The organism is Sphingopyxis sp. H073 (assembly GCF_001468395.1).
Lineage (GTDB): Bacteria > Pseudomonadota > Alphaproteobacteria > Sphingomonadales > Sphingomonadaceae > Sphingopyxis.
In genome coordinates, this window is sequence record NZ_LNSG01000001.1 from 177633 (window position 1) to 196249 (window position 18617).

The following is an 18617-nucleotide window of genomic DNA, read 5'->3' on the forward strand; positions in this document are numbered from 1 at the left end:
CGATAATTGGTATCTGAAATACCTTTTATTCGTGGTTGAGGATAAAATCAATATCTGATATGCATATTTTATGCGATTGAGCCTTCATAGCGATTATGCCCTGCGCATCCTGATGGCGCTTGGCGCCACGGGCGAGCAGATGTCGGTGGACGAGATTGCGGGGCGCTATGGTGTCTCCCGCAACCATCTTGCGAAGGTCGCGCAGCGACTGCAGGGGCTCGGCTATGTCGCGACCCAGCGCGGGCGCGGTGGCGGGATGCGGCTCGCGCAGGACGCCGGCGAGATCAACGTCGGAACCGTCGTCCGCCAGTTCGAAAATCTCGACACGTTCGTCGAGTGCATGGATCCGGCGACCTCGACCTGCCCGGTACGCGGCGCGTGCGGATTGCAGGGCGTCCTCGGCGGCGCGCTCGGCGCCTTCGTCCGCTATCTCGACGATTATACGCTCGCCGATCTGCTGCCCCAGCCGGGCCGGTTCCGCGCGCTGCTCGGCGCCGGCTGATTCCCGTTGCGCGCCGCCACCAAGGCGGTATCGCAGCGGACATGGCCAAGCTCTATTTCTATTATGCCAGCATGAACGCCGGCAAATCGACGACGCTGCTGCAGGCGGACTTCAACTATCGCGAGCGCGGGATGGAGACGATGCTGTGGACCGCGGCGCTCGACGACCGGTACGGCGCGGGGCAGATCACCAGCCGCATCGGCCTGCTCGCCGAGGCGCATAAGTTCGACCCCGAAAGCGACCTGTTCGCTGCGGTCAGCGCCGAGAATCTGGAGCGGCCGCTGGCATGTGTTCTCGTCGACGAGGCGCAATTTCTGTCGCGCGATCAGGTGCTCGGGCTCGCGCGGCTGGCCGACGAGATGAACATTCCGGTGCTTTGCTATGGGCTGCGCACCGACTTCGCCGCGAACCTGTTTCCGGGATCGGCGGCCCTGCTGGGCCTTGCCGACGCGCTCGTCGAGTTGAAGGCCGTTTGCGAATGCGGGCGCAAGGCGACAATGAACCTCCGCGTCGACGAAAGCGGCCGCGCGGTCGTCGAGGGCGCGCAGACCGAGATCGGCGGCAACGACCGCTATGTCGCCATGTGCCGCCGCCACTTCATGGAGAAGCGCCGCGAGGCGGCAAGCGTGCCAACCGCGGTAGTCGCCGATGCGTAACGCGCTCTATATCGAACTCGGTGACGGCGACCTGCGTCTCGTCAAGCTGGCCGAGCCGCACCGCGAGGCGCTGCGCGCCGCCTGCGCGGCCGACCCCGACATCTGGCCGATCTATTCGTCGAGCTTCGATCCCGAGCATTTCGATGCGAGCTTCGCGGCGCTGATCGGACACGAAAGCCGGATGCCCTATGCGATTTTCGGCGGCGACCGGCTCGTCGGAATGACCGCCTGGCTGCGTCCCGACTGGACGGCGCAGACGATCGAGGTCGGCAACAGCTATATCCATCCCGACGCACGCGGCACGGGGTTCAACGGACGGCTCAAACGCTTGATGATCGATCATGCCTTTGCCGTCGGCATCCGCCGCATCGAGTTTCGCATCGACGAACGCAACAAGCGGTCCCAGGCTGCCGTCGCGAAGCTCGGCTGCACCAAGGAGGGGGTGCTGCGCGCCGAACGCATCACTTGGACGGGCCATGTTCGCGATACCGGGCTGTGGTCGCTGCTTGCGGACGAATGGAGGGCGCGCGCATGAGCCTCTGAAGGGTCAGCCCGGGTTCAGGGTCGACTTGCTATGGGACCGTGCAGGGCAGGGATTCGTGAATCGAAAGACCCGGACATGAAAAAACTGCTCTCCATCGCGCTCGCCGCCGTCCTGCTCCTCCCCGCCGCTTCGCCCGTGCTTGCCAAGTCCGCTGACGAGCCGCGCCCGCTCGGCGTCGAATCGAGCATCGCCTTTCCGAACGATGCAACGATCAAGACGTGGGAAGCCGATGGCGAGGACGGCATCTGGATTCAGACCCGCCATCGCGACTGGTATTACGGCAAGTTCGCGACGATCTGCCGCGACCTGGATTTCGCGCACGGCATCGGCATCGACAATCGCGGCACGGGGCAGCTCGACAAGTTCGCGGCAATTCTCGTCGGTCGCCAGCGCTGCCAGCTCATCTCCTTCGTGACCTCCGCGCCGCCGCCGACCAAGGCCGAACGGAAAGCGACCGTGGAAGCCGCAAAGGCGACGAAAGCCGCCGAGGCAAATTGACAAGCGCGCCGCGCGCCAGCAGGGCGCGCAGGATGAACGGCTGGATCATTCTCGACAAACCCGTGGGGCTCGGTTCGACGCAGGCGGTCGCCGCGGTTAAGCGGGTCTGCCGCGAGGCGGGGCTGGGCAAGGTCAAGGTCGGCCATGGCGGCACGCTCGACCCGCTGGCGTCGGGGGTGCTGCCGATCGCGCTCGGCGAGGCGACGAAGCTGTGCGGGCGGATGCTCGATGCCAGCAAGGTCTATGAGTTTACCGTGCAGTTCGGGACCGAGACCGCCGGGCTCGATGCCGAAGGCGAGGTGGTTGCGACCAGCGACGTGCGGCCGACGCCCACCGAGGTCGAGGCGGTGCTGCCGCGCTTCACCGGGGCGATCGAGCAGGTGCCACCCGCATACTCCGCGATCAAGATCGACGGGCAGCGGGCCTATGACCGTGCGCGGGCTGGCGAAACGGTCGAGATGAAGGCGCGGGCGGTGACCATTCACTCCCTTCGTCATGCCGGACTTGATCCGGCATCCATTGCAGCGGCCGAAGAATGGACCCCGGATCAAGTCCGGGGTGACGAAGCAGAAGAGGCGCGGCTCGCCTCCATCACCCTCACCGCCCATGTCTCGAAGGGCACCTATATCCGCAGCCTTGCACGCGACATCGCGCGGGCGGTAGGCAGCGTCGGGCATGTCACCATGCTTCGCCGCGTGCGTGCGGGGCCGTTCGACTTGCGACAAGCGATTTCGCTGGACAAATTGAACGCTTTCGGCCAAGGGGCCGCGCAATCAGATATCATTCTGCCGCTCGAGGCAGGGCTGGTCGACATCCCGGCTCTGAACCTTTCCCCGGAAGCGGCAGGGGCGATCCGTCAGGGTCGCGTCTGGACCGGGGAAAGCACGCACGACGGGCTCTATTGGGGACGCGATGCCGATAGTCGGCCGGTCGCCCTGATCGAGGCTTTGGCGGGAACGCTGAAAGTCGTGCGGGGCTTCAACATATGACACGATGTTCGAAGGAAGAAATATGTCGATTACCGCAGAGCGCAAAACCGAAGTCATCAACGACAATGCGCGCGCAAAGGGCGATACCGGTTCGCCGGAAGTCCAGGTCGCGATCCTGACCGACCGCATCAACACGCTGACCGAGCATTTCAAGGCGCACCACAAGGACAACCACAGCCGCCGCGGGCTGCTGATGATGGTCAACAAGCGCCGCAGCCTTCTCGACTATCTTCGCAAGAAGGACGAGGACCGCTACCAGGCGCTGATCGCGAAGCTGGGTCTTCGTAAATAAGAATTCGAGGGCGGCCCCGGACTTCCGGGGCCGCTGTCATATTGGTCGCCCGCATTTGCGCGCGATCGCAGGGCCGCTCCCGCATCCGGCGGGACCGCCACAGGGGCATCAAAGCGCCCCGTACCGCCCCGGGCCGGATTGCCCGGAATCAGAGGCCCCGCCCGGCATAGGGCCCGGCGGGCGAAGGAAACCACATGTTTGACGTGAAAAAAGTATCGATCGAGTGGGGCGGTGAAACGCTGACTCTCGAAACGGGCAAGGTTGCCCGCCAGGCCGACGGCGCCGTGATGGCGACGCTGGGTGAAACGGTCGTCCTGTGCGCGGTGACCGCCGCGAAGTCGGTGAAGGAGGGGCAGGACTTCTTCCCGCTCACCGTCCATTATCAGGAGAAATATTCGGCCGCGGGCCGCATCCCGGGCGGCTTCTTCAAGCGCGAGCGCGGCGCGACCGAAAAGGAAACGCTGGTCAGCCGCCTGATCGACCGTCCGATCCGCCCGCTGTTCCCCGAAGGTTTCTATAACGAAATCAACGCGATCGCCCAGGTGCTGAGCTATGACGGCCACAACGAGCCCGACATCCTCGCGATGGTCGCCGCATCGGCCGCGCTCACCATTTCGGGCGTGCCCTTCATGGGTCCGATCGGCGCCGCGCGCGTCGGTTATCTGAACGGCGAATATATCCTGAACCCGACCGACGAGCAGGTTGCCGAAGGCGACCTCGATCTGGTTGTCGCCGCGACCTATGACGCTGTGATGATGGTCGAATCCGAAGCGAACGAGCTGTCGGAAGAGGTCATGCTCGGCGCCGTCCTGTTCGCGCACGACGCGTGCAAGGAAGTCATCAAGGCGATCGTCAAGCTCGCCGAGCAGGCTGCCAAGGAACCTTGGGAAATGGCCGCGTCGGACGACAACGCCGCGCTCAAGGACAAGCTCAAGAAGCTGATCGGCAAGGACATCGCCGCCGCCTACAAGCTGACCGACAAGTCGGCCCGCTCGAACGCGCTGAACGAAGCGCGCGCGAAGGCGAAGGAAAGCTTCACCGCCGACGGCCTCAGCCCGCAGGACGTCATGGCCGGCATCAAGCTGACCAAAAAGCTGGAAGCCGAAATCGTCCGCACCGCCATCCTCAAGGACGGCAAGCGCATCGACGGCCGCACGACGACGCAGATCCGTCCGATCGTCGCCGAAACGCACTTCCTGCCCCGCGCGCACGGCTCGGCGCTGTTCACTCGCGGCGAAACCCAGACGATCGCCACGGCGACGCTGGGCACCAAGGATGCGGAGCAGATGATCGACGGCCTCAACGGCCTGTCGTACCAGCACTTCATGCTGCACTATAACTTCCCGCCCTATTCGGTCGGTGAAGTCGGCCGCTTCGGCGCGCCGGGCCGCCGCGAAGTCGGTCATGGCAAGCTCGCCTGGCGCGCGCTGCACCCCGTGCTGCCGACGAAGGACGAGTTCCCCTATACGATCCGCCTGACCAGCGACATCACCGAATCGAACGGTTCGTCGTCGATGGCGTCGGTGTGCGGCGGTTCGCTCGCGATGATGGACGCCGGCGTGCCGATCAAGCGGCCGGTGTCGGGCATCGCGATGGGCCTGATCCTCGAAGGCAAGGATTATGCGATCCTGTCGGACATCCTCGGCGACGAAGATCACCTCGGCGATATGGATTTCAAGGTTGCGGGCACGTCCGAAGGCATCACGACGATGCAGATGGACATCAAGATCGCGGGCATCACGCGCGAGATCTTCGAAGCCGCGCTCAACCAGGCGAAGGAAGGCCGCGCGCACATCCTTGGCGAGATGAACAAGGCGCTCGGCGAAACCCGCAGCGAATTGTCGGCGCACGCGCCGCGCATCGAGACGATGCAGATCGACAAGGCGAAGATCCGCGACGTCATCGGCACCGGCGGCAAGGTGATCCGCGAGATCGTCGCGACCACCGGCGCCAAGGTCGACATCGACGACGAAGGTCTGATCAAGATTTCGTCGAGCGACCTCACCCAGATCGAAGCGGCCCGCAAGTGGATCGCCGGCATCGTCGAGGAAGCCGAAGTCGGCAAGATCTATGACGGCAAGGTCGTCAACCTCGTCGATTTCGGTGCGTTCGTGAATTTCATGGGCGGCAAGGACGGTCTCGTCCACGTCAGCGAAATCAAGAACGAGCGCGTCGAGAAGGTCTCGGACGTCCTGAGCGAAGGCCAGGACGTCAAGGTCAAGGTCCTCGAGATCGACCCGCGCGGCAAGGTCCGTCTGTCGATGCGCGTCGTCGATCAGGAAACCGGCGAAGAGCTGGAAGACACCCGCCCGGCGCGCGAACCCCGCGAAGACCGCGGCCCCCGCGGCGATCGTGGCCCGCGCCGTGACGGTGACCGCGGCCCGCGTGGCGGTGGTGGCCGTGACCGCGATCGCGGCCCCCGCCGTGACGGCGGCGACCGCGGTGATCGCGGCCCGCGCCGCGAGCGTTCGGAAGACGGTCCGGAAGATCAGGGCCATGTGCCCGACTTCCTGAAGGACTAAGTCTTTCCGCAAACGGAACGAGAAGGGGCTGCCGAAAGGCGGCCCCTTTTTTGTCGGTTGTGGGGTGGTTTCCAGCCTTCCCATTCTCGTCATCCTGAACTTGTTTCAGGATCCATGGTCCGCCATTTCCTTAATCGCCGCGCCGGACGAACACTCAGTCCATGGATGCTGAAACAAGTTCAGCATGACGATGTTAGAAATGTCGTGGTCCGGTTGATTTCGGCCGTTGACGCCGGAACGGCCGCAAATGGCAGTAGATGTCCGCGACCGACCATCATCACCATCCCACGCGGCGTGGCTGCCCCCGGCCGACACGGACACGCATTGCGGTTCTTCCTTGAAACGGTCGACAGGGCTCAATAAGAGAACATATCGTGAATAAGATGGGAGGCCGGCTATGACGCTCTTCACCGCTTCCGACGGCATCGCGCGCTGCGGCTGGTGTGCGGCGTCGGAGGATTATATCGCATACCACGACCGCGAATGGGGATTTCCCGTCGCTGACGACCGGCGATTGTTCGAGAAATTGAGCCTCGAAGGCTTCCAGTCGGGGCTCAGCTGGCGGACGATCCTGATGAAGCGCGAGAATTTCCGCGCGGCATTCGCCGGTTTCGATTTCGACCGCGTTGCGGATTTCGACGAAAGCGATGTCGAGCGCCTGCTGCAGGATGCCGGGATCGTCCGGCATCGCGGCAAGATCGAGGCGGTCATCAACAACGCTCGCCGCGCGCAGGATCTGATAGGCGAGAAAGGCTCGCTCGCCGCCTATGTGTGGGGCTTCGAGCCGCGCGGCGATATTCCCCATCTGGCCTCGACGTCGCCCGCGTCGATCGCGATGTCGAAGGATCTGAAGAAACGCGGCTGGAAATTCGTCGGCCCGACGACGGTGCACGCCTTTATGCAGGCGATGGGGCTGATCAACGATCATGCCGAGGGCTGCGCGATCCGGGCTGCCGCTGCGGACGGAAGGAAGGCCTTTCAGCCACCACCGGGCTAGCCCCATTTTCCAGAATTCGTCATCGCGGACCCTTCGACAGGCTCAGGACAGGCTTGATCCGGGATCGATCGTGGCGATTAGGTCGTGGACCCCCGGATCAAGTCGGAGGGGACGAATCGGTGGGGCTCGCCCGGCTTGCCCCACCCGCCGTGCTGTGCAATAGGCGCCGCCCCTCGCACACCGGCCGGCACAGGACAGATCATGGACAGCAATGCGGCGGCGACCGCGCTCGGCCTCGACTTTGGTACGACGAACACCGTCGTCGCGCTCGCCGACGGGCAGGGCGGATCGCACCTCGTCGACTTCGCCGGCGACGAGGCGACCGGCCCCGTCTTCCGCTCGGCGCTCTGCTTCTGGGAAGAGGAGCGCGCGTGGCAGGGGATCGCATCCGAGGCGGGGCCATGGGCGATTTCGGAATATCTCCAGTCGCCGCTCGACAGCCGTTTCGTCCAGTCGTTCAAGAGCGTCGCGGCGAGCCCGCTGTTCGAGCGCGCGACGATCTTCGGCAAGCCGTTCCGCTTCGAGGATATGGGGCGGCTGTTCCTCCAACGGCTCGTTGCGCACGCGGGCGGCCGCCTCGACCAGCGGCCGCGCCGCGTCATCGTCGGACGGCCGGTCGAGTATGCGGGCGCGCGCGCCGACCCCGCACTGGCGCGGCAGCGGTACGATGCGATGCTGGGTCAGTTCGGCATCGAGCTTTTCTATGTCCACGAACCGCTCGGCGCGGCGCACAGCTATGCCTCGCGCCTGACCGAACCGGCGACGATCCTCGTCGCCGATTTCGGCGGTGGCACCACCGATTTTTCGATTGTCCGCATCGCCGCGCCCGGAAGTCCGCGCCGCTGCGTCCCGCTCGCCTCGTCGGGCGTCGCGATCGCCGGTGACCGCTTCGACCAGCGGATCGTCGACAAGCTCGTCCTGCCCCTGCTCGGCAAGGGTGGGCGCTATCGCTCGTTCGACAAGATACTGGAGATTCCGGGCGGCTATTTCGCCGACTTCGCCGACTGGTCGCGGCTTGCGATGATGCGCAACCGCCGCACGATCGACGAGCTGAAGCGCCTGCAGCGCGACGCGGTCGAGCCCGAGCCGATCGGGCGGATGATCGCGCTGATCGAGCATGAGCAGGGCTTCCCGCTCTATGATGCGGTGGGCAAGGCCAAGCGCGCGCTTTCGGGCAGTGAGGAGGCTGAGTTCCGCTTCAGCGGCGGCGGCGTCGAGATCGCCGCGACGGTACGCCGCGCCGATTTCGAGGCGTGGATCGCCGACGACCTGGTGCGTATCGAGGCCGCGATGGACGCGGCGCTCGCCAAGGCGGGCGTCGAGGCGCGCGCCATCGATCGCATCTTCCTGACCGGCGGTTCGTCGCTGATTCCGGCGATCCGCGCGATCTTCGACCGCCGGTTCGGGGCCGAGCGCATCGCGTCGGGCGGCGAGCTGACCTCGATCGCGCACGGACTCGCGCTGATCGGCGAGGAGCCCGACCCCGCGGAATGGGCGGCCTGACGAATCGACCGGGAAGGAAGGGGCCGCGCGGGCGACCCCTTCCCTTCACACGCGGTCGGGGGATCAGCGCGCGAAGCGCTCGGCATAGTCGGCGCGCAGCCGGAGCCAATTGTCCCAATGCGGCGCGGGGGTCGCGCCGCGCAGCCGCGCTTCGAGCAGATCGACATGCGCGTGCCAGCCGGCGCTGACGTTCAGGCGGACGGTGACGTCCTCGATCCGTCTGTGGACGATGGTCAGCAAGACCTCGTCGCCCTGTTCTTCGAGGGTGAAGGTCACGCCGCCGGTGCTGCCCCACGTGACCGACAACATGTGCGGGCCGTCGATCGCGGTGACCTCGCACGTCATGCGGTGCTCTTCGGCCATGCCTTCGGGGCGTTCGCCGGGCGGGTCGGTCAGTTCGTCGTTGCGCCAGACGAATTCGACCGGCGCGCCGACCTTTTCCTCCATCGTGCCCGCGGCGAGCCACTGGCGGCGCAGCTCGCCGTCGGTGAGATAGGCCCAGACGCGCTCGATCGGGCCGGGAAGCAGGCGCTGGAGGGTCAGCGTCGCGGGCTCGGTCAGCGTGCCATAGGCGTCATCGGTCAGCGTGGCGGTCATCGTCATTCTCCTTCTTTGCCGGGGAGGGGCTTTCTGCGGGCAGGGGCGGCGGATTGCGGAGCAGTGCTTCGAGGGTGTCGAGGCGGTCGGTCCAGAAGCGGCGATAGATGCCGAGCCACTGATGGGCGCTCATCAGCGGGGCCGGATCGAGGCTGCAGACGTGGGTGCGCCCGCGAACGTCGCGGCGGATCAGCCCCGCCGCCTCGAGCACCTTGATATGCTTGGACGCCGCCGCGAGCGACATCGCGAAAGGTTCGGCAAGCTCGCCGACGGTGCGCTCGCCCACGGCGAGTTCGCCGAGCATTTGGCGCCGCGTTGTATCGCCGAGCGCGTGGAAGATCGTGTCGAGGCTATGCGAATCATGTTCAACCATGTGGTTTAATATCGGCGAGTCGGATTTTATTGTCAACCATATGGTCGAATGATCGCGGGCTCGCTTGGCGCAGCCGTAAACTGCGTCTAGCCTCTGTGCCGACCGTGTCCGCAATCAGAGTGATTCCATGATGTTCGAAACGCTGATCCTGTCGATTGCCATTGCGAGCGCGGCGGCCGCGCCGGCTCGGCAGCCGACTCCATCGCCCCCGCCGATGATGGCGCCTCCGCCGCCGCCGCCACCGCTTCCGGTGCCGCCGAAGGCCGACGAGCCCGACACGCGGCCTTATGTGGCGCTGGTCACCGACGCGGGGACGATCGTCGTGCGGATCGAGAACAAGCGCGCCCCGGTCACCGCCGCCAATTTCCTCCGCTATGTCGACACCAAGCGCATGGACGGCTTTTCCTTCTATCGCACGACGCGCAGCTGGGGCCCCGACAGCAAGCTGGTGCAGGCGGGCAACCGCGGCGACGCGCGCAAGAATTTCCCGCCCATCGCGCACGAGCCGACCAATGTGACGGGGCTCAAGAGCTGCGACGGCGCTCTCCTCATGGCACGGCTCGCGCCGGGTGATGCGACCACCGACTTCTTCCTGCTGCTCAGCAACATCCCGGGGTTCGAGGCCGATCCCAAGGCGCCCGGCGACAATGCGGGCTTCGCGGTGTTCGGCGAGATGGTCGCGGGCCGCGATGTCGCGGAAAGAATCTACGCGCTGCCGGTGTCGGCGACCGCGGGCGAGGGCGCGATGAAGGGTCAAATGATCGAACCCGCGGTGAAGATCGTCTCTGCCCGCCGCGTCCCCGCGCCGGCCGAGGCGCCGAAAGGCTGCGTGACGGGGGGCAGCTGACGCGCAGCGCAAAGGCCGCGTGGGCAAGCGATCATTTATTTTGCGTTCATCCGCGCTGTGGCTATACCGCAGCCATGATTCAGCGTCCCTCCCTGCGCGCCACGACGCGCCTGCTCGCCGCCGCTCTCGTCATTTCGCCGCTGCTCGCCGCCTGTGCGGGCGGGTCGGGGGTCAAGAAGGACACGCGCTATGTCGCGCGCGACGTCAACACGCTGTACCGCGCAGCGCAGGACCGGCTCGACCGCAAGCAGTACAAGGTCGCGGCGGCGCTGTTCGACGAGGTCGAACGCCAGCATCCCTATTCGCCTTGGGCGCGCCGCGCGCAGCTGATGAGCGCGTTCAGTTACTATATGGACCGCGAATATACCCCGGCGATCGAGGCGGCGCAGCGCTTCCTGTCGATCCACCCGGGCAACAAGGACGCGCCCTACGCCTATTATCTGATCGGCCTCAGCTATTATGAGCAGATCAGCGACGTGACGCGCGACCAGAAGATCACCGAGCAGGCGAAGAATGCGCTGGGCGAAGTGATCCGCCGCTATCCCGACAGCCGCTACGCCGCCGACGCGCGGCTCAAGGTCGACCTGGTGCAGGACCATCTTGCGGGCAAGGAGATGGAGATCGGCCGCTTCTACGAACGCAGTTCGAACTGGCTCGCCGCCTCGATCCGCTTCCGCGAAGTGACCGAGAAATTCCAGACGACGAGCCACACGCCCGAGGCGCTTTATCGCCTGACCGAATGCTATCTCGCGCTCGGCATTCCCGAGGAGGCCAAGAAGTCTGCGGCCGTGCTCGGCGCCAACTATCCGGGCAGCAAATGGTACGACCGCGCCTATGACCTGATGCGGAAGCACGCGCCGACGGCGTGATGCGGTTCGGGGAATAGATTCGCATTTTGTTCTGCGTTAAGAGCGGGACATGCTGACTGCCTTGTCCATCGCCAATATCGTTCTGATCGAACGGCTCGACCTCGATTTCGAGGCCGGGCTGGGCGTGCTGACGGGCGAGACCGGCGCGGGCAAGTCGATCCTGCTCGACGCGCTGGGCCTCGCGCTCGGGATGCGCGCCGACAGCGCGCTGGTGCGGCAGGGCACGGACAAGGCGCAGGTGACCGCGAGTTTCACGCCGCCGTCCGAAGGGACGCCGCTCGCCGTGCTGCTGGCGGAGAATGAGGTCGCGCTGGAACCCGGCGAACCGCTGTTGATCCGCCGGACGCTGAAGGCCGACGGCGGCAGCCGCGCCTTCCTCAATGACCAGCCCTGTTCGGCGGCGTTGCTGCGCGAGGTCGGCGGCTATCTGGTTGAAATCCACGGGCAGCACGACGATCGCGGCCTGCTCGCGCCCGCAGGGCACCGCGCCTTGCTCGATGTCTATGCGCGCGCGGACACCGGCGCGGTGGCTGTGGCCCATGCGGCCTGGCGCGCGGCGGAGGAAAAGCTGGCGGTGGCGAAGGCCGCGATTTCGGAAGCGACACGCGACCGCGAATGGCTCGAGCATTGCGTTGCCGAGCTGCAGAAGCTCGACCCGCAGCCGGGCGAAGAGGCCGAACTCGCCGAAGCGCGCGCCGCGATGCAGAAGGGCGAGAAGATCGCGGGCGATCTCGGCACGATCCTCGAAGCGTTCGACGGCAGCGACGGCGGTCCCGCACTGCTGCGCGGCGCGGCGCGGCGCCTCGACCGGCTCGCGGGCGATCACCCGCTGCTCGCCGAAGCGCTCGCGGCGCTCGACCGTGCGATCATCGACGCCGACGATGCCGAAACGAAGCTGCACGAAGCCGCGCGCGCGCTCGAATATGATCCCGATCGGCTGGAAGCGGCGGAGACGCGGTTGTTCGAACTGCGCGCGATGGCCCGCAAGCATGGGGTCCAGCCAGACGAGCTGGCCGAACTGGCGGGCGAACTCGCAGCGCGGCTCGATGCGATCGAGGGCGGCAGCGCGGGGCTCGCGAAACTCGAAGCGGCGGTGGCCGAGACGGCGGCGGCCTATACCCACGCCGCGACCGCGCTCTCCGACCTGCGCGCCAAAGCGGCGGCGCGGCTCGACGCGGCGGTAGCGGGCGAACTCGTGCCGCTGAAACTCGATGCGGCGCGTTTCCAGACCGCGGTTGAACGGCTGCCCGCCGAGCGCTGGGGCGCCGACGGGATCGACCGCGTCGAATTCCTCATCTCGACCAATCCCGGCGCGCCCTTCGCGCCGCTCGCGAAGATCGCGTCGGGCGGCGAGCTCTCGCGCTTCATCCTCGCGCTGAAAGTCGCGCTCGCCGAGGAGGGCGGGGCGGACACGATCATTTTCGACGAGATCGACCGCGGCGTTGGCGGCGCGGTGGCGAGTGCGATCGGCGAGCGGCTCGCGCGCCTGTCGCGAGGAGGCAAGCAATTGCTCGCGGTGACGCACAGCCCGCAGGTCGCGGCAAAGGGCGCGTCGCATTTCATCATCGCCAAGTCGAGCGAGGGGACGGTCACGCGCACCGGCGTCCGCGCGCTTGACGAAGCGGGTCGCCGCGAGGAAATCGCGCGCATGTTGTCGGGCGCCGAAGTCACCGAAGAAGCGCGCGCGCAGGCCGAAAGATTGCTGGAGACGATATGACGGGGCAGGCCGAACGCTACCGCGAAGAGGGCTATCTCGCGTTGCCCGGCTTCGTGCCGACCGACGTCACGCACGCGCTGCTCGGCATGATGAAGGGCGACCTGACGCGCGGCGGCGTGTCGTTCGACCGGCTGAAGCGCAAACACGCGCTGCTCGCGAACGAGGCGGTCGAGATTTACGGGCGGCATTATCTGCCGCTCTCGACCTTCCTCTGGGGGATGACGCCGGCGGTCAGCGCGCTCGTCGGGACCGCGCTCAAGCCCTCCTATTGCTATTTCCGCATGTATCGGCAGGGCGACGTCTGCCACGTCCATTCGGACCGCTACGCCTGCGAACACAGCCTGTCGTTGCTGCTCGCCGCAAGCGACGACAAGCCTTGGCCGCTCGAGGTCGGATCGCAGCATATCGAGACCCCGCGCGAGCGCGCCGATCCCGATTTCGGCGATGAGGCCTACGGCTCGGTGCCGATGCTGCCGGGCGATGCGGTGCTTTACCAGGGCGTTCACCGCCTGCACGGACGGACGATGCCGAACCCCAATCGCTGGTCGGCGCATCTCTTTCTCCACTGGGTCGATCCCGCGGGCCCCTATGCCGAACATGCGATGGAAGGCGTGGTGATCCCAGCGACCGAAACGCTGGCGATGGAACAGGCGTGATCGCGCGATGACGCCCGCGCATCCGCTCGACCGTCCGATCTGGACGATGCTCACCGGACGGCAGGCGCATCTGGCTGAGGGGGGCGACCGCGCGAAGCGGATCGATCGCGCTTACGGCGTGTTCGGGGTCGCCGCCGATACCGGCGCGGAGGCGCAGGCAGCGCTCGCGGCGCTGGTTCCGGACGACGGCGAACTCTGGATCGTCGAGGGTGAGCGCTGGCCGGTTCCGCCCGGAGCGCGCGAGGTCAAACGCGCGGTGCTTGCGCAGATGGTCGCCGACGGTCCGCCCCCCGAACCGCGCGAGGGCGAACCGCCGATCGTCGCGCTCGGCGAGGGGGACGCGGCGGAAATGGCGGCGCTTGCCGACCATGCAAAGCCGGGACCATGGGGCCCCGCGACGCATCGCTATGGTCCCTTCTTCGGGATCCGCGAGAATGGCCGCCTGCTCGCCATGGCGGGGCAGCGCATCCTCGTGCCCGGCATGGCCGAGGTCAGCGGCGTTTCGACGTGGGAGGATTGTCGCGGACGCGGCCTGGCGCGCGCGCTGATCGGCCATGTCATGCGCGCAATGGTCGCGCGCGGCGAGCAGCCGTTCCTGCACAGCTATGCCGACAATGAAGGCGCGATCGGCCTCTACGAATCGCTCGGCTTTCGCATCCGGCGCGAGGTGCATGTGCTGGTGATCGCGAAGTGAACCGCCGCGAACATCTCATGGCGCTGCTGGCGATGGCCGCAGCCTTGTTGCCCGCGGCGAAGGTCCGGGCTCTGGAGGACATGATGGAAGACGCCGATCCGCACTATGGCCTCATCGGGCAGATGATCGCGCAGCCGGGGCAGCGCGCGGCGCTCGTCGCGATCCTTGGCGAAGGTACGGGGGCGATGCCGGGCAACATCGCCTATCTGATCGGCGAGGACGCTGCGAACCCCGATGCGATCTGGATCGTCGAACTGTGGGACAGCAAGGACGCGCACGCCGCATCGCTGCAGCTTCCCGAGGTTCGGGCGGCGATCGCGAAAGGTCGCCCGCTTATTGCGGGATTTGGTACTCGCGCGGAGTTCAAGCCGGTGGCAAAAGCCGCTGCATGACCGAGATTGAATCGCTTTCCCCCGCCGACGCCGCCAACGAACTGATGCGGTTGGCAAAGCAGATCGCGCATCACAACAAGCGCTATCACGCCGAGGACAGCCCCGAGATTTCGGACGCAGACTATGATGCGCTCGTCCGCCGCAACAATGAAATCGAAGCGGCTTTCCCCGACCTGATCCGTGCCGACAGCCCGAACCGGCTCGTCGGCGCTGCGGTCGAGGCCTCGCCGCTCGCGAAGGTCGCGCACGCGGCGCGGATGATGAGCCTCGACAACGCCTTTTCGGGCGAGGATGTCGAGGAATTCGCCGCGCGCGTGCGGCGCTTCCTCAACCTCGGCGAGGGCGAGGCCGTCGCGCTGACCGCCGAGGACAAGATCGACGGGCTGTCCTGTTCGCTGCGCTACGAACAGGGCCGGCTGGTGCAGGCGGCGACGCGCGGCGACGGCGCGGTGGGCGAGGATGTGACCGCGAACGTTCGTACGATCGGCGATATTCCGCAGGAGCTGGCGGGCGAGGCGCCCGACGTCTTCGAGATCAGGGGCGAGGTCTATATGGCCAAGTCCGATTTTGCGGCGCTGAACGCGAGGTTGATGGAGGAGGGAAGGGCGCTTGCGGCGCAGCGCGGGCAGGAATTCGATCCCGCGACCGTCCGCCAGTTCGCCAACCCGCGCAACGCGGCGGCGGGATCGCTGCGCCAGAAGGACGCGAGCGTCACCGCGTCGCGCCCCTTGCGCTTCCTTGCGCATGGCTGGGGTGAGGCGAGCGCGGTTCCTGCCGACACCCAGTTCGACATGATGCAGCGGATCGCGGCATGGGGCGTTCCCGTCTCGCCGCTACTGAAGCGCTTCGAGGGCGTTGCCGAGGTGCTGGCGCATTACCGGACGATCGAGGCCGAGCGCGCCGAGATGCCCTACGACATCGACGGCGTCGTTTACAAGGTCGACCGGCTCGACTGGCAGCAGCGGCTGGGCTTCGTCGCGAAGGCGCCGCGCTGGGCCATCGCGCACAAATTCCCGGCCGAGCGGGCTCAGACGACGCTCGAAGCCATCGACATCCAGGTCGGCCGCACCGGCAAGCTGACCCCGGTCGGGCGGCTTACGCCCGTCACCGTCGGCGGGGTCGTCGTCTCGAACGTCACGCTCCACAACCGCGACGAGATCGGCCGGCTAGGTGTGCGCCCGGGCGACCGCGTGGTGATCCAGCGCGCGGGCGACGTGATCCCGCAGGTGGTCGAGAATCTGACCCGCGACGAAGACCGCGCCGCTTACATCTTCCCCGATCATTGCCCGGTGTGCGGCAGCGAGGCGGTCGCCGAGGAGGGCGAGGTCGACGTCCGCTGCACCGGCGGCCTGATCTGCAACGCGCAGAAGTTCGAGCGCCTCCGCCACTTCGTCAGCCGCGGCGCACTCGACATCGAGGGGCTGGGCGAGAAGAGCATCCAGGAATTCCTCGACCTCGGCTGGCTCGACAAGGGGCCGGCCGACATCTTCCGCCTGAAGAACCACCGCGACGAATTGCTCGGGCGCGAGGGGTGGAAGGAAAAGTCGGTCGACAATCTGTTCACCGCGATCGAGGCGAAGCGGTCGCCCGACGCGGCGCGGCTGCTGTTCGGGCTCGGCATCCGCCATATCGGCGCGGTGACCGCGCGCGACTTGCTTAAAGGCTTAGGTGATATTGCGCTGCTGCCCGCAAAAGCGGCCGAGATTCAGGCCTATCTCGACGCCAACCCGCAAGCCGAAGGCGAGTCCGACGGCAAATATCAGACGCGCAAGATGGACGCGATCAAGGCTATCCTCGAAGTGCGGGCCGATGGCATCGGACCGGCCGTCGCCGAAGCGCTCGGCGACTTCTTCCACGAACCGCACAACCGCGCGCTGTGGGATGATCTGCTGAGCGAAGTGTCGCCGCCGCCCTATGTCGTCGAGACGCGCGAGAGCGAGGTGTCGGGGATGACCGTCGTCTTCACCGGCAAGCTGGAGACGATGAGCCGCGACGAGGCGAAGGCGCAGGCCGAAGCGCTGGGCGCCAAGGCGGCGGGAAGCGTAAGCGCGAAGACCGACCTTGTGGTTGCGGGCCCCGGTGCCGGCTCGAAGCTCAAGCAGGCGAGCGCGCTGGGTATCAGGGTGATCGATGAGGCCGAATGGGCGAAAATCGTCGAGGCGTCCGGTTGAACATTACCATAGTCGTCACCCCGGACTTGATCCGGGGTCCATGCTGCGAAGAAAGAATGGATGCCGGATCGAGTCCGGCATGACGAAAACAGAGTCGGGCTGATATCAAGCCGTGCGCGCCGTCACAGACGGTCGCCACGAAATGCTGTGAAGGGGCGGACATGGCAAAGGGTGATTATCTCAAGACGCTGATGCACGATCTTGAATCGCACACCGAGGTGCGGCGGTTCGGCAGCGGCTGGCTTTCGGGCTTTTTCGGGCTGCTCTTCGCGATCGCCGGCTTCTTCATGGTGATCGCGCTGCGCTTCCCCGACTGGTTCGCGACCCCCGAGCTCGAGATCATCAAGAATTGGGGCGGCTTTCGCGGCGCGGTCCACCTCGTCTTGCTGATCAGCTACGGCCTGTCGTTGCTCAGCCTGCTGCTCCGCCCGCGCAAGGTGCTCGGGCTCACCGCGCTGATGATCGGGCTGGCGGCGATCCTGCTCGGCGGATCGAACGTCCAGCCGCAGGAAACGCGCGACTGGGGTATCTTCTTCGGGCTCGACTTTTTCGTCGTGAACCTGCTCGTCACCGGCTTCATGTTCGCGCCGCTCGAGCGCGCCTTCCCGCATCGCCGCGCGCAGCGGCTGTTCCGCACCGAATGGCGCGAGGATCTCTTCTATTATCTCGTGAGCACGATGTTCGTGCAGGTGCTCGGCTTCCTCGCATTGGCCCCGCAGCAGTTCGTCAACGCGCACACGAACAGCTGGGACGCGTTCCGCGCCGCGGTCGCGTCGCTGCCGTGGATCGTCCAGTTCCTGATCGTGCTCGTCGCGTCGGACCTCGCGCAATATTGGTACCACCGGCTGTTCCATAAGGTGCCGTTCCTCTGGGGCTTCCACGCGATCCATCACAGCGCCAAGTCGATGGACTGGCTTGCCGGGTCGCGGATGCATTTCGTCGAGATCATCTTGCTCCGCGCGATCACCTCGCTGCCGCTCTTCACGCTCGGCTTCTCGCCGTCGGTGATGCAGGCCTATATCGGCTTCGTCTATGTCTGGTCGTCGCTGCTCCACGCCAATGTCGGCGGCAATTTCAACCGGCTCGGCCATTGGATCGCGACGCCGCGCTTCCACCACTGGCATCACGGGCTGGAGCGCGAGGCTTTCGACGTCAATTTCGCGATCCACTTTCCCGTGCTCGACAAGATTTTCGGGACCTTTCATTTGCCCAAGGACCGCTGGCCCGAAAATTACGGCATCCCCGAGGATGTACCCAAGGCCTATTGGGGCCAGTTCCTCTATCCGTGGACGCGCACGGGCAAGAAGAGCGACGAGGCGCCCGCCGAATAGCTTGCTGCGGCGCTGGACGCTTTGTCCGCTTGTCAGCGCGGGCGCCGCGTCATAAGGGGCGGGCCGTGGGCCTCCTCGCCGCCTTTCGCCGTCCGGGCATCCTGCTGCTGCTGCCGCTGATCCTCGCGCTCGCCGCGCGGGTGCTCGTCGCGCCGGGCTGGATGATCGAGAGCGACGCGGCGGGATCGATCACCGTCCGCGTTTGTTCGGACCCGTCCAATCCGGGGGCGACGCTGACAATCCCGCTCCAGAAGGCGGGCGAGCATCAGGCGGGCGAAGGGCAGCAGCATTGCCCGTGGGGCGCGCTGGCCGCGGCGCCGATCGTCCCCGACCTGCCGGCGCTGCCCGAAAAACTCGCGATCGCCGAGCCTGCGCCTGTCGCGGCCCCATCGCTCGGCTATGCGCCGGGCATCGCCTCGCCGCTCCCGCCGAGTACCGGCCCGCCGCACTTCGCCTGATCCAGCCTG

Annotated in this window: 20 protein-coding genes; 18 read left to right on the forward strand and 2 right to left on the reverse strand. The window is 66.3% G+C overall.

The window, feature by feature from the left end; genetic code table 11:
• Positions 1-70: 70 nt before the first annotated feature.
• From ATE64_RS00885 to ATE64_RS00925, 9 genes are all read left to right on the forward strand, one after another.
• Entirely contained in the window at positions 71-502 is a 432-nt protein-coding gene (locus ATE64_RS00885; RefSeq protein ID WP_058455694.1) for an Rrf2 family transcriptional regulator, read from the forward strand.
• A gap of 41 nt (positions 503-543) precedes the next feature.
• Positions 544-1158, forward strand: a complete 615-nt coding sequence (locus ATE64_RS00890; RefSeq protein WP_058455695.1) for a thymidine kinase — start codon at positions 544-546, stop codon at positions 1156-1158.
• The gene (locus tag ATE64_RS00895; protein WP_058455696.1) at positions 1151-1693 is read left to right on the forward strand and encodes a GNAT family protein; all 543 of its coding nucleotides are present in this window, start codon (positions 1151-1153) and stop codon (positions 1691-1693) included. The genes ATE64_RS00890 and ATE64_RS00895 overlap by 8 nt, the downstream gene beginning before the upstream one ends.
• 84 nt (positions 1694-1777) lie before the next feature.
• A complete protein-coding gene (locus ATE64_RS00900) occupies positions 1778-2200 on the forward strand; it encodes a DUF6491 family protein (protein ID WP_231729003.1) in 423 nt (140 codons plus the stop codon).
• A 32-nt stretch (positions 2201-2232) separates the two neighbouring features.
• A complete protein-coding gene (gene truB, locus ATE64_RS00905; protein WP_058455697.1) occupies positions 2233-3189 on the forward strand; it encodes a tRNA pseudouridine(55) synthase TruB in 957 nt (318 codons plus the stop codon).
• 22 nt (positions 3190-3211) lie between these two features.
• Positions 3212-3481, forward strand: a complete 270-nt coding sequence (gene rpsO / locus ATE64_RS00910; protein WP_058455698.1) for a 30S ribosomal protein S15 — start codon at positions 3212-3214, stop codon at positions 3479-3481.
• 194 nt (positions 3482-3675) lie between these two features.
• On the forward strand, positions 3676-6003 hold the full coding sequence (pnp, locus tag ATE64_RS00915) for a polyribonucleotide nucleotidyltransferase (protein ID WP_058455699.1): 2328 nt from the start codon (positions 3676-3678) through the stop codon (positions 6001-6003).
• Positions 6004-6400: 397 nt separating this feature from the next.
• Positions 6401-7000: a DNA-3-methyladenine glycosylase I gene (locus tag ATE64_RS00920; protein ID WP_058455700.1), complete on the forward strand. Its 600-nt coding sequence runs from the start codon at positions 6401-6403 to the stop codon at positions 6998-7000.
• Between the two features lie 201 nt (positions 7001-7201).
• Entirely contained in the window at positions 7202-8503 is a 1302-nt protein-coding gene (locus ATE64_RS00925) for an Hsp70 family protein (protein WP_058455701.1), read from the forward strand.
• A 63-nt stretch (positions 8504-8566) separates the two neighbouring features.
• Here ATE64_RS00925 and ATE64_RS00930 read toward each other — a convergent pair whose 3' ends face one another.
• Both ATE64_RS00930 and ATE64_RS00935 read right to left on the reverse strand, forming a co-directional pair.
• Positions 8567-9100, reverse strand: coding sequence for an SRPBCC family protein (locus ATE64_RS00930; protein ID WP_058455702.1), 534 nt, complete (start codon positions 9098-9100; stop codon positions 8567-8569).
• A complete protein-coding gene (locus ATE64_RS00935) occupies positions 9078-9473 on the reverse strand; it encodes a metalloregulator ArsR/SmtB family transcription factor (protein WP_197410093.1) in 396 nt (131 codons plus the stop codon). Before ATE64_RS00935 ends, ATE64_RS00930 begins: the two co-directional genes overlap by 23 nt.
• 127 nt (positions 9474-9600) lie before the next feature.
• Here ATE64_RS00935 and ATE64_RS00940 point away from each other — a divergent pair, with 127 nt between their 5' ends.
• The 9 genes from ATE64_RS00940 to ATE64_RS00980 all read left to right on the forward strand — a co-directional run bounded on the left by ATE64_RS00940 (position 9601) and on the right by ATE64_RS00980 (position 18608).
• Complete coding sequence (locus tag ATE64_RS00940; RefSeq protein WP_231729002.1) at positions 9601-10320, forward strand: peptidylprolyl isomerase; 720 nt, start codon at positions 9601-9603, stop codon at positions 10318-10320.
• A gap of 74 nt (positions 10321-10394) precedes the next feature.
• On the forward strand, positions 10395-11189 hold the full coding sequence (locus ATE64_RS00945; RefSeq protein WP_058455703.1) for an outer membrane protein assembly factor BamD: 795 nt from the start codon (positions 10395-10397) through the stop codon (positions 11187-11189).
• A 49-nt stretch (positions 11190-11238) separates the two neighbouring features.
• A complete protein-coding gene (gene recN, locus ATE64_RS00950) occupies positions 11239-12906 on the forward strand; it encodes a DNA repair protein RecN (protein ID WP_058455704.1) in 1668 nt (555 codons plus the stop codon).
• Positions 12903-13562, forward strand: coding sequence for a hypothetical protein (locus ATE64_RS00955; RefSeq protein WP_058455705.1), 660 nt, complete (start codon positions 12903-12905; stop codon positions 13560-13562). Before recN ends, ATE64_RS00955 begins: the two co-directional genes overlap by 4 nt.
• Before the next feature lie 7 nt (positions 13563-13569).
• Positions 13570-14256 (forward strand): GNAT family N-acetyltransferase, encoded by a 687-nt coding sequence (locus tag ATE64_RS00960; protein ID WP_058455706.1) that lies wholly within the window; start codon positions 13570-13572, stop codon positions 14254-14256.
• Positions 14253-14648, forward strand: coding sequence for a putative quinol monooxygenase (locus ATE64_RS00965; RefSeq protein WP_231729001.1), 396 nt, complete (start codon positions 14253-14255; stop codon positions 14646-14648). Before ATE64_RS00960 ends, ATE64_RS00965 begins: the two co-directional genes overlap by 4 nt.
• Positions 14645-16819 carry an NAD-dependent DNA ligase LigA gene (gene ligA, locus ATE64_RS00970; RefSeq protein ID WP_058455707.1) on the forward strand — a complete coding sequence of 725 codons (2175 nt, stop codon included), beginning with the start codon at positions 14645-14647 and terminating at the stop codon, positions 16817-16819. Before ATE64_RS00965 ends, ligA begins: the two co-directional genes overlap by 4 nt.
• Before the next feature lie 161 nt (positions 16820-16980).
• Positions 16981-18150: a sterol desaturase family protein gene (locus ATE64_RS00975; protein ID WP_058455708.1), complete on the forward strand. Its 1170-nt coding sequence runs from the start codon at positions 16981-16983 to the stop codon at positions 18148-18150.
• A gap of 65 nt (positions 18151-18215) precedes the next feature.
• Positions 18216-18608, forward strand: a complete 393-nt coding sequence (locus ATE64_RS00980) for a hypothetical protein (RefSeq protein WP_058455709.1) — start codon at positions 18216-18218, stop codon at positions 18606-18608.
• Positions 18609-18617 lie beyond the last annotated feature (9 nt).

Bases quoted from the DNA above. Each gene is read 5' to 3' on its own strand.
- ATE64_RS00900 (WP_231729003.1), top strand. From the start codon at position 1,778: ATGAAAAAACTGCTCTCCATCGCGCTCGCCGCCGTCCTGCTCCTCCCC.
- ligA (WP_058455707.1), top strand. From the start codon at position 14,645: ATGACCGAGATTGAATCGCTTTCCCCCGCCGACGCCGCCAACGAACTG.
- ATE64_RS00925 (WP_058455701.1), top strand. From the start codon at position 7,202: ATGGACAGCAATGCGGCGGCGACCGCGCTCGGCCTCGACTTTGGTACG.
- recN (WP_058455704.1), top strand. From the start codon at position 11,239: ATGCTGACTGCCTTGTCCATCGCCAATATCGTTCTGATCGAACGGCTC.
- ATE64_RS00890 (WP_058455695.1), top strand. From the start codon at position 544: ATGGCCAAGCTCTATTTCTATTATGCCAGCATGAACGCCGGCAAATCG.
- ATE64_RS00885 (WP_058455694.1), top strand. From the start codon at position 71: ATGCGATTGAGCCTTCATAGCGATTATGCCCTGCGCATCCTGATGGCG.
- ATE64_RS00975 (WP_058455708.1), top strand. From the start codon at position 16,981: ATGGCAAAGGGTGATTATCTCAAGACGCTGATGCACGATCTTGAATCG.
- truB (WP_058455697.1), top strand. From the start codon at position 2,233: ATGAACGGCTGGATCATTCTCGACAAACCCGTGGGGCTCGGTTCGACG.
- ATE64_RS00960 (WP_058455706.1), top strand. From the start codon at position 13,570: ATGACGCCCGCGCATCCGCTCGACCGTCCGATCTGGACGATGCTCACC.
- ATE64_RS00940 (WP_231729002.1), top strand. From the start codon at position 9,601: ATGATGTTCGAAACGCTGATCCTGTCGATTGCCATTGCGAGCGCGGCG.
- pnp (WP_058455699.1), top strand. From the start codon at position 3,676: ATGTTTGACGTGAAAAAAGTATCGATCGAGTGGGGCGGTGAAACGCTG.
- ATE64_RS00895 (WP_058455696.1), top strand. From the start codon at position 1,151: ATGCGTAACGCGCTCTATATCGAACTCGGTGACGGCGACCTGCGTCTC.
- rpsO (WP_058455698.1), top strand. From the start codon at position 3,212: ATGTCGATTACCGCAGAGCGCAAAACCGAAGTCATCAACGACAATGCG.
- ATE64_RS00955 (WP_058455705.1), top strand. From the start codon at position 12,903: ATGACGGGGCAGGCCGAACGCTACCGCGAAGAGGGCTATCTCGCGTTG.
- ATE64_RS00920 (WP_058455700.1), top strand. From the start codon at position 6,401: ATGACGCTCTTCACCGCTTCCGACGGCATCGCGCGCTGCGGCTGGTGT.
- ATE64_RS00930 (WP_058455702.1), bottom strand. From the start codon at position 9,100: ATGACCGCCACGCTGACCGATGACGCCTATGGCACGCTGACCGAGCCC.
- ATE64_RS00935 (WP_197410093.1), bottom strand. From the start codon at position 9,473: ATGGTTGAACATGATTCGCATAGCCTCGACACGATCTTCCACGCGCTC.
- ATE64_RS00945 (WP_058455703.1), top strand. From the start codon at position 10,395: ATGATTCAGCGTCCCTCCCTGCGCGCCACGACGCGCCTGCTCGCCGCC.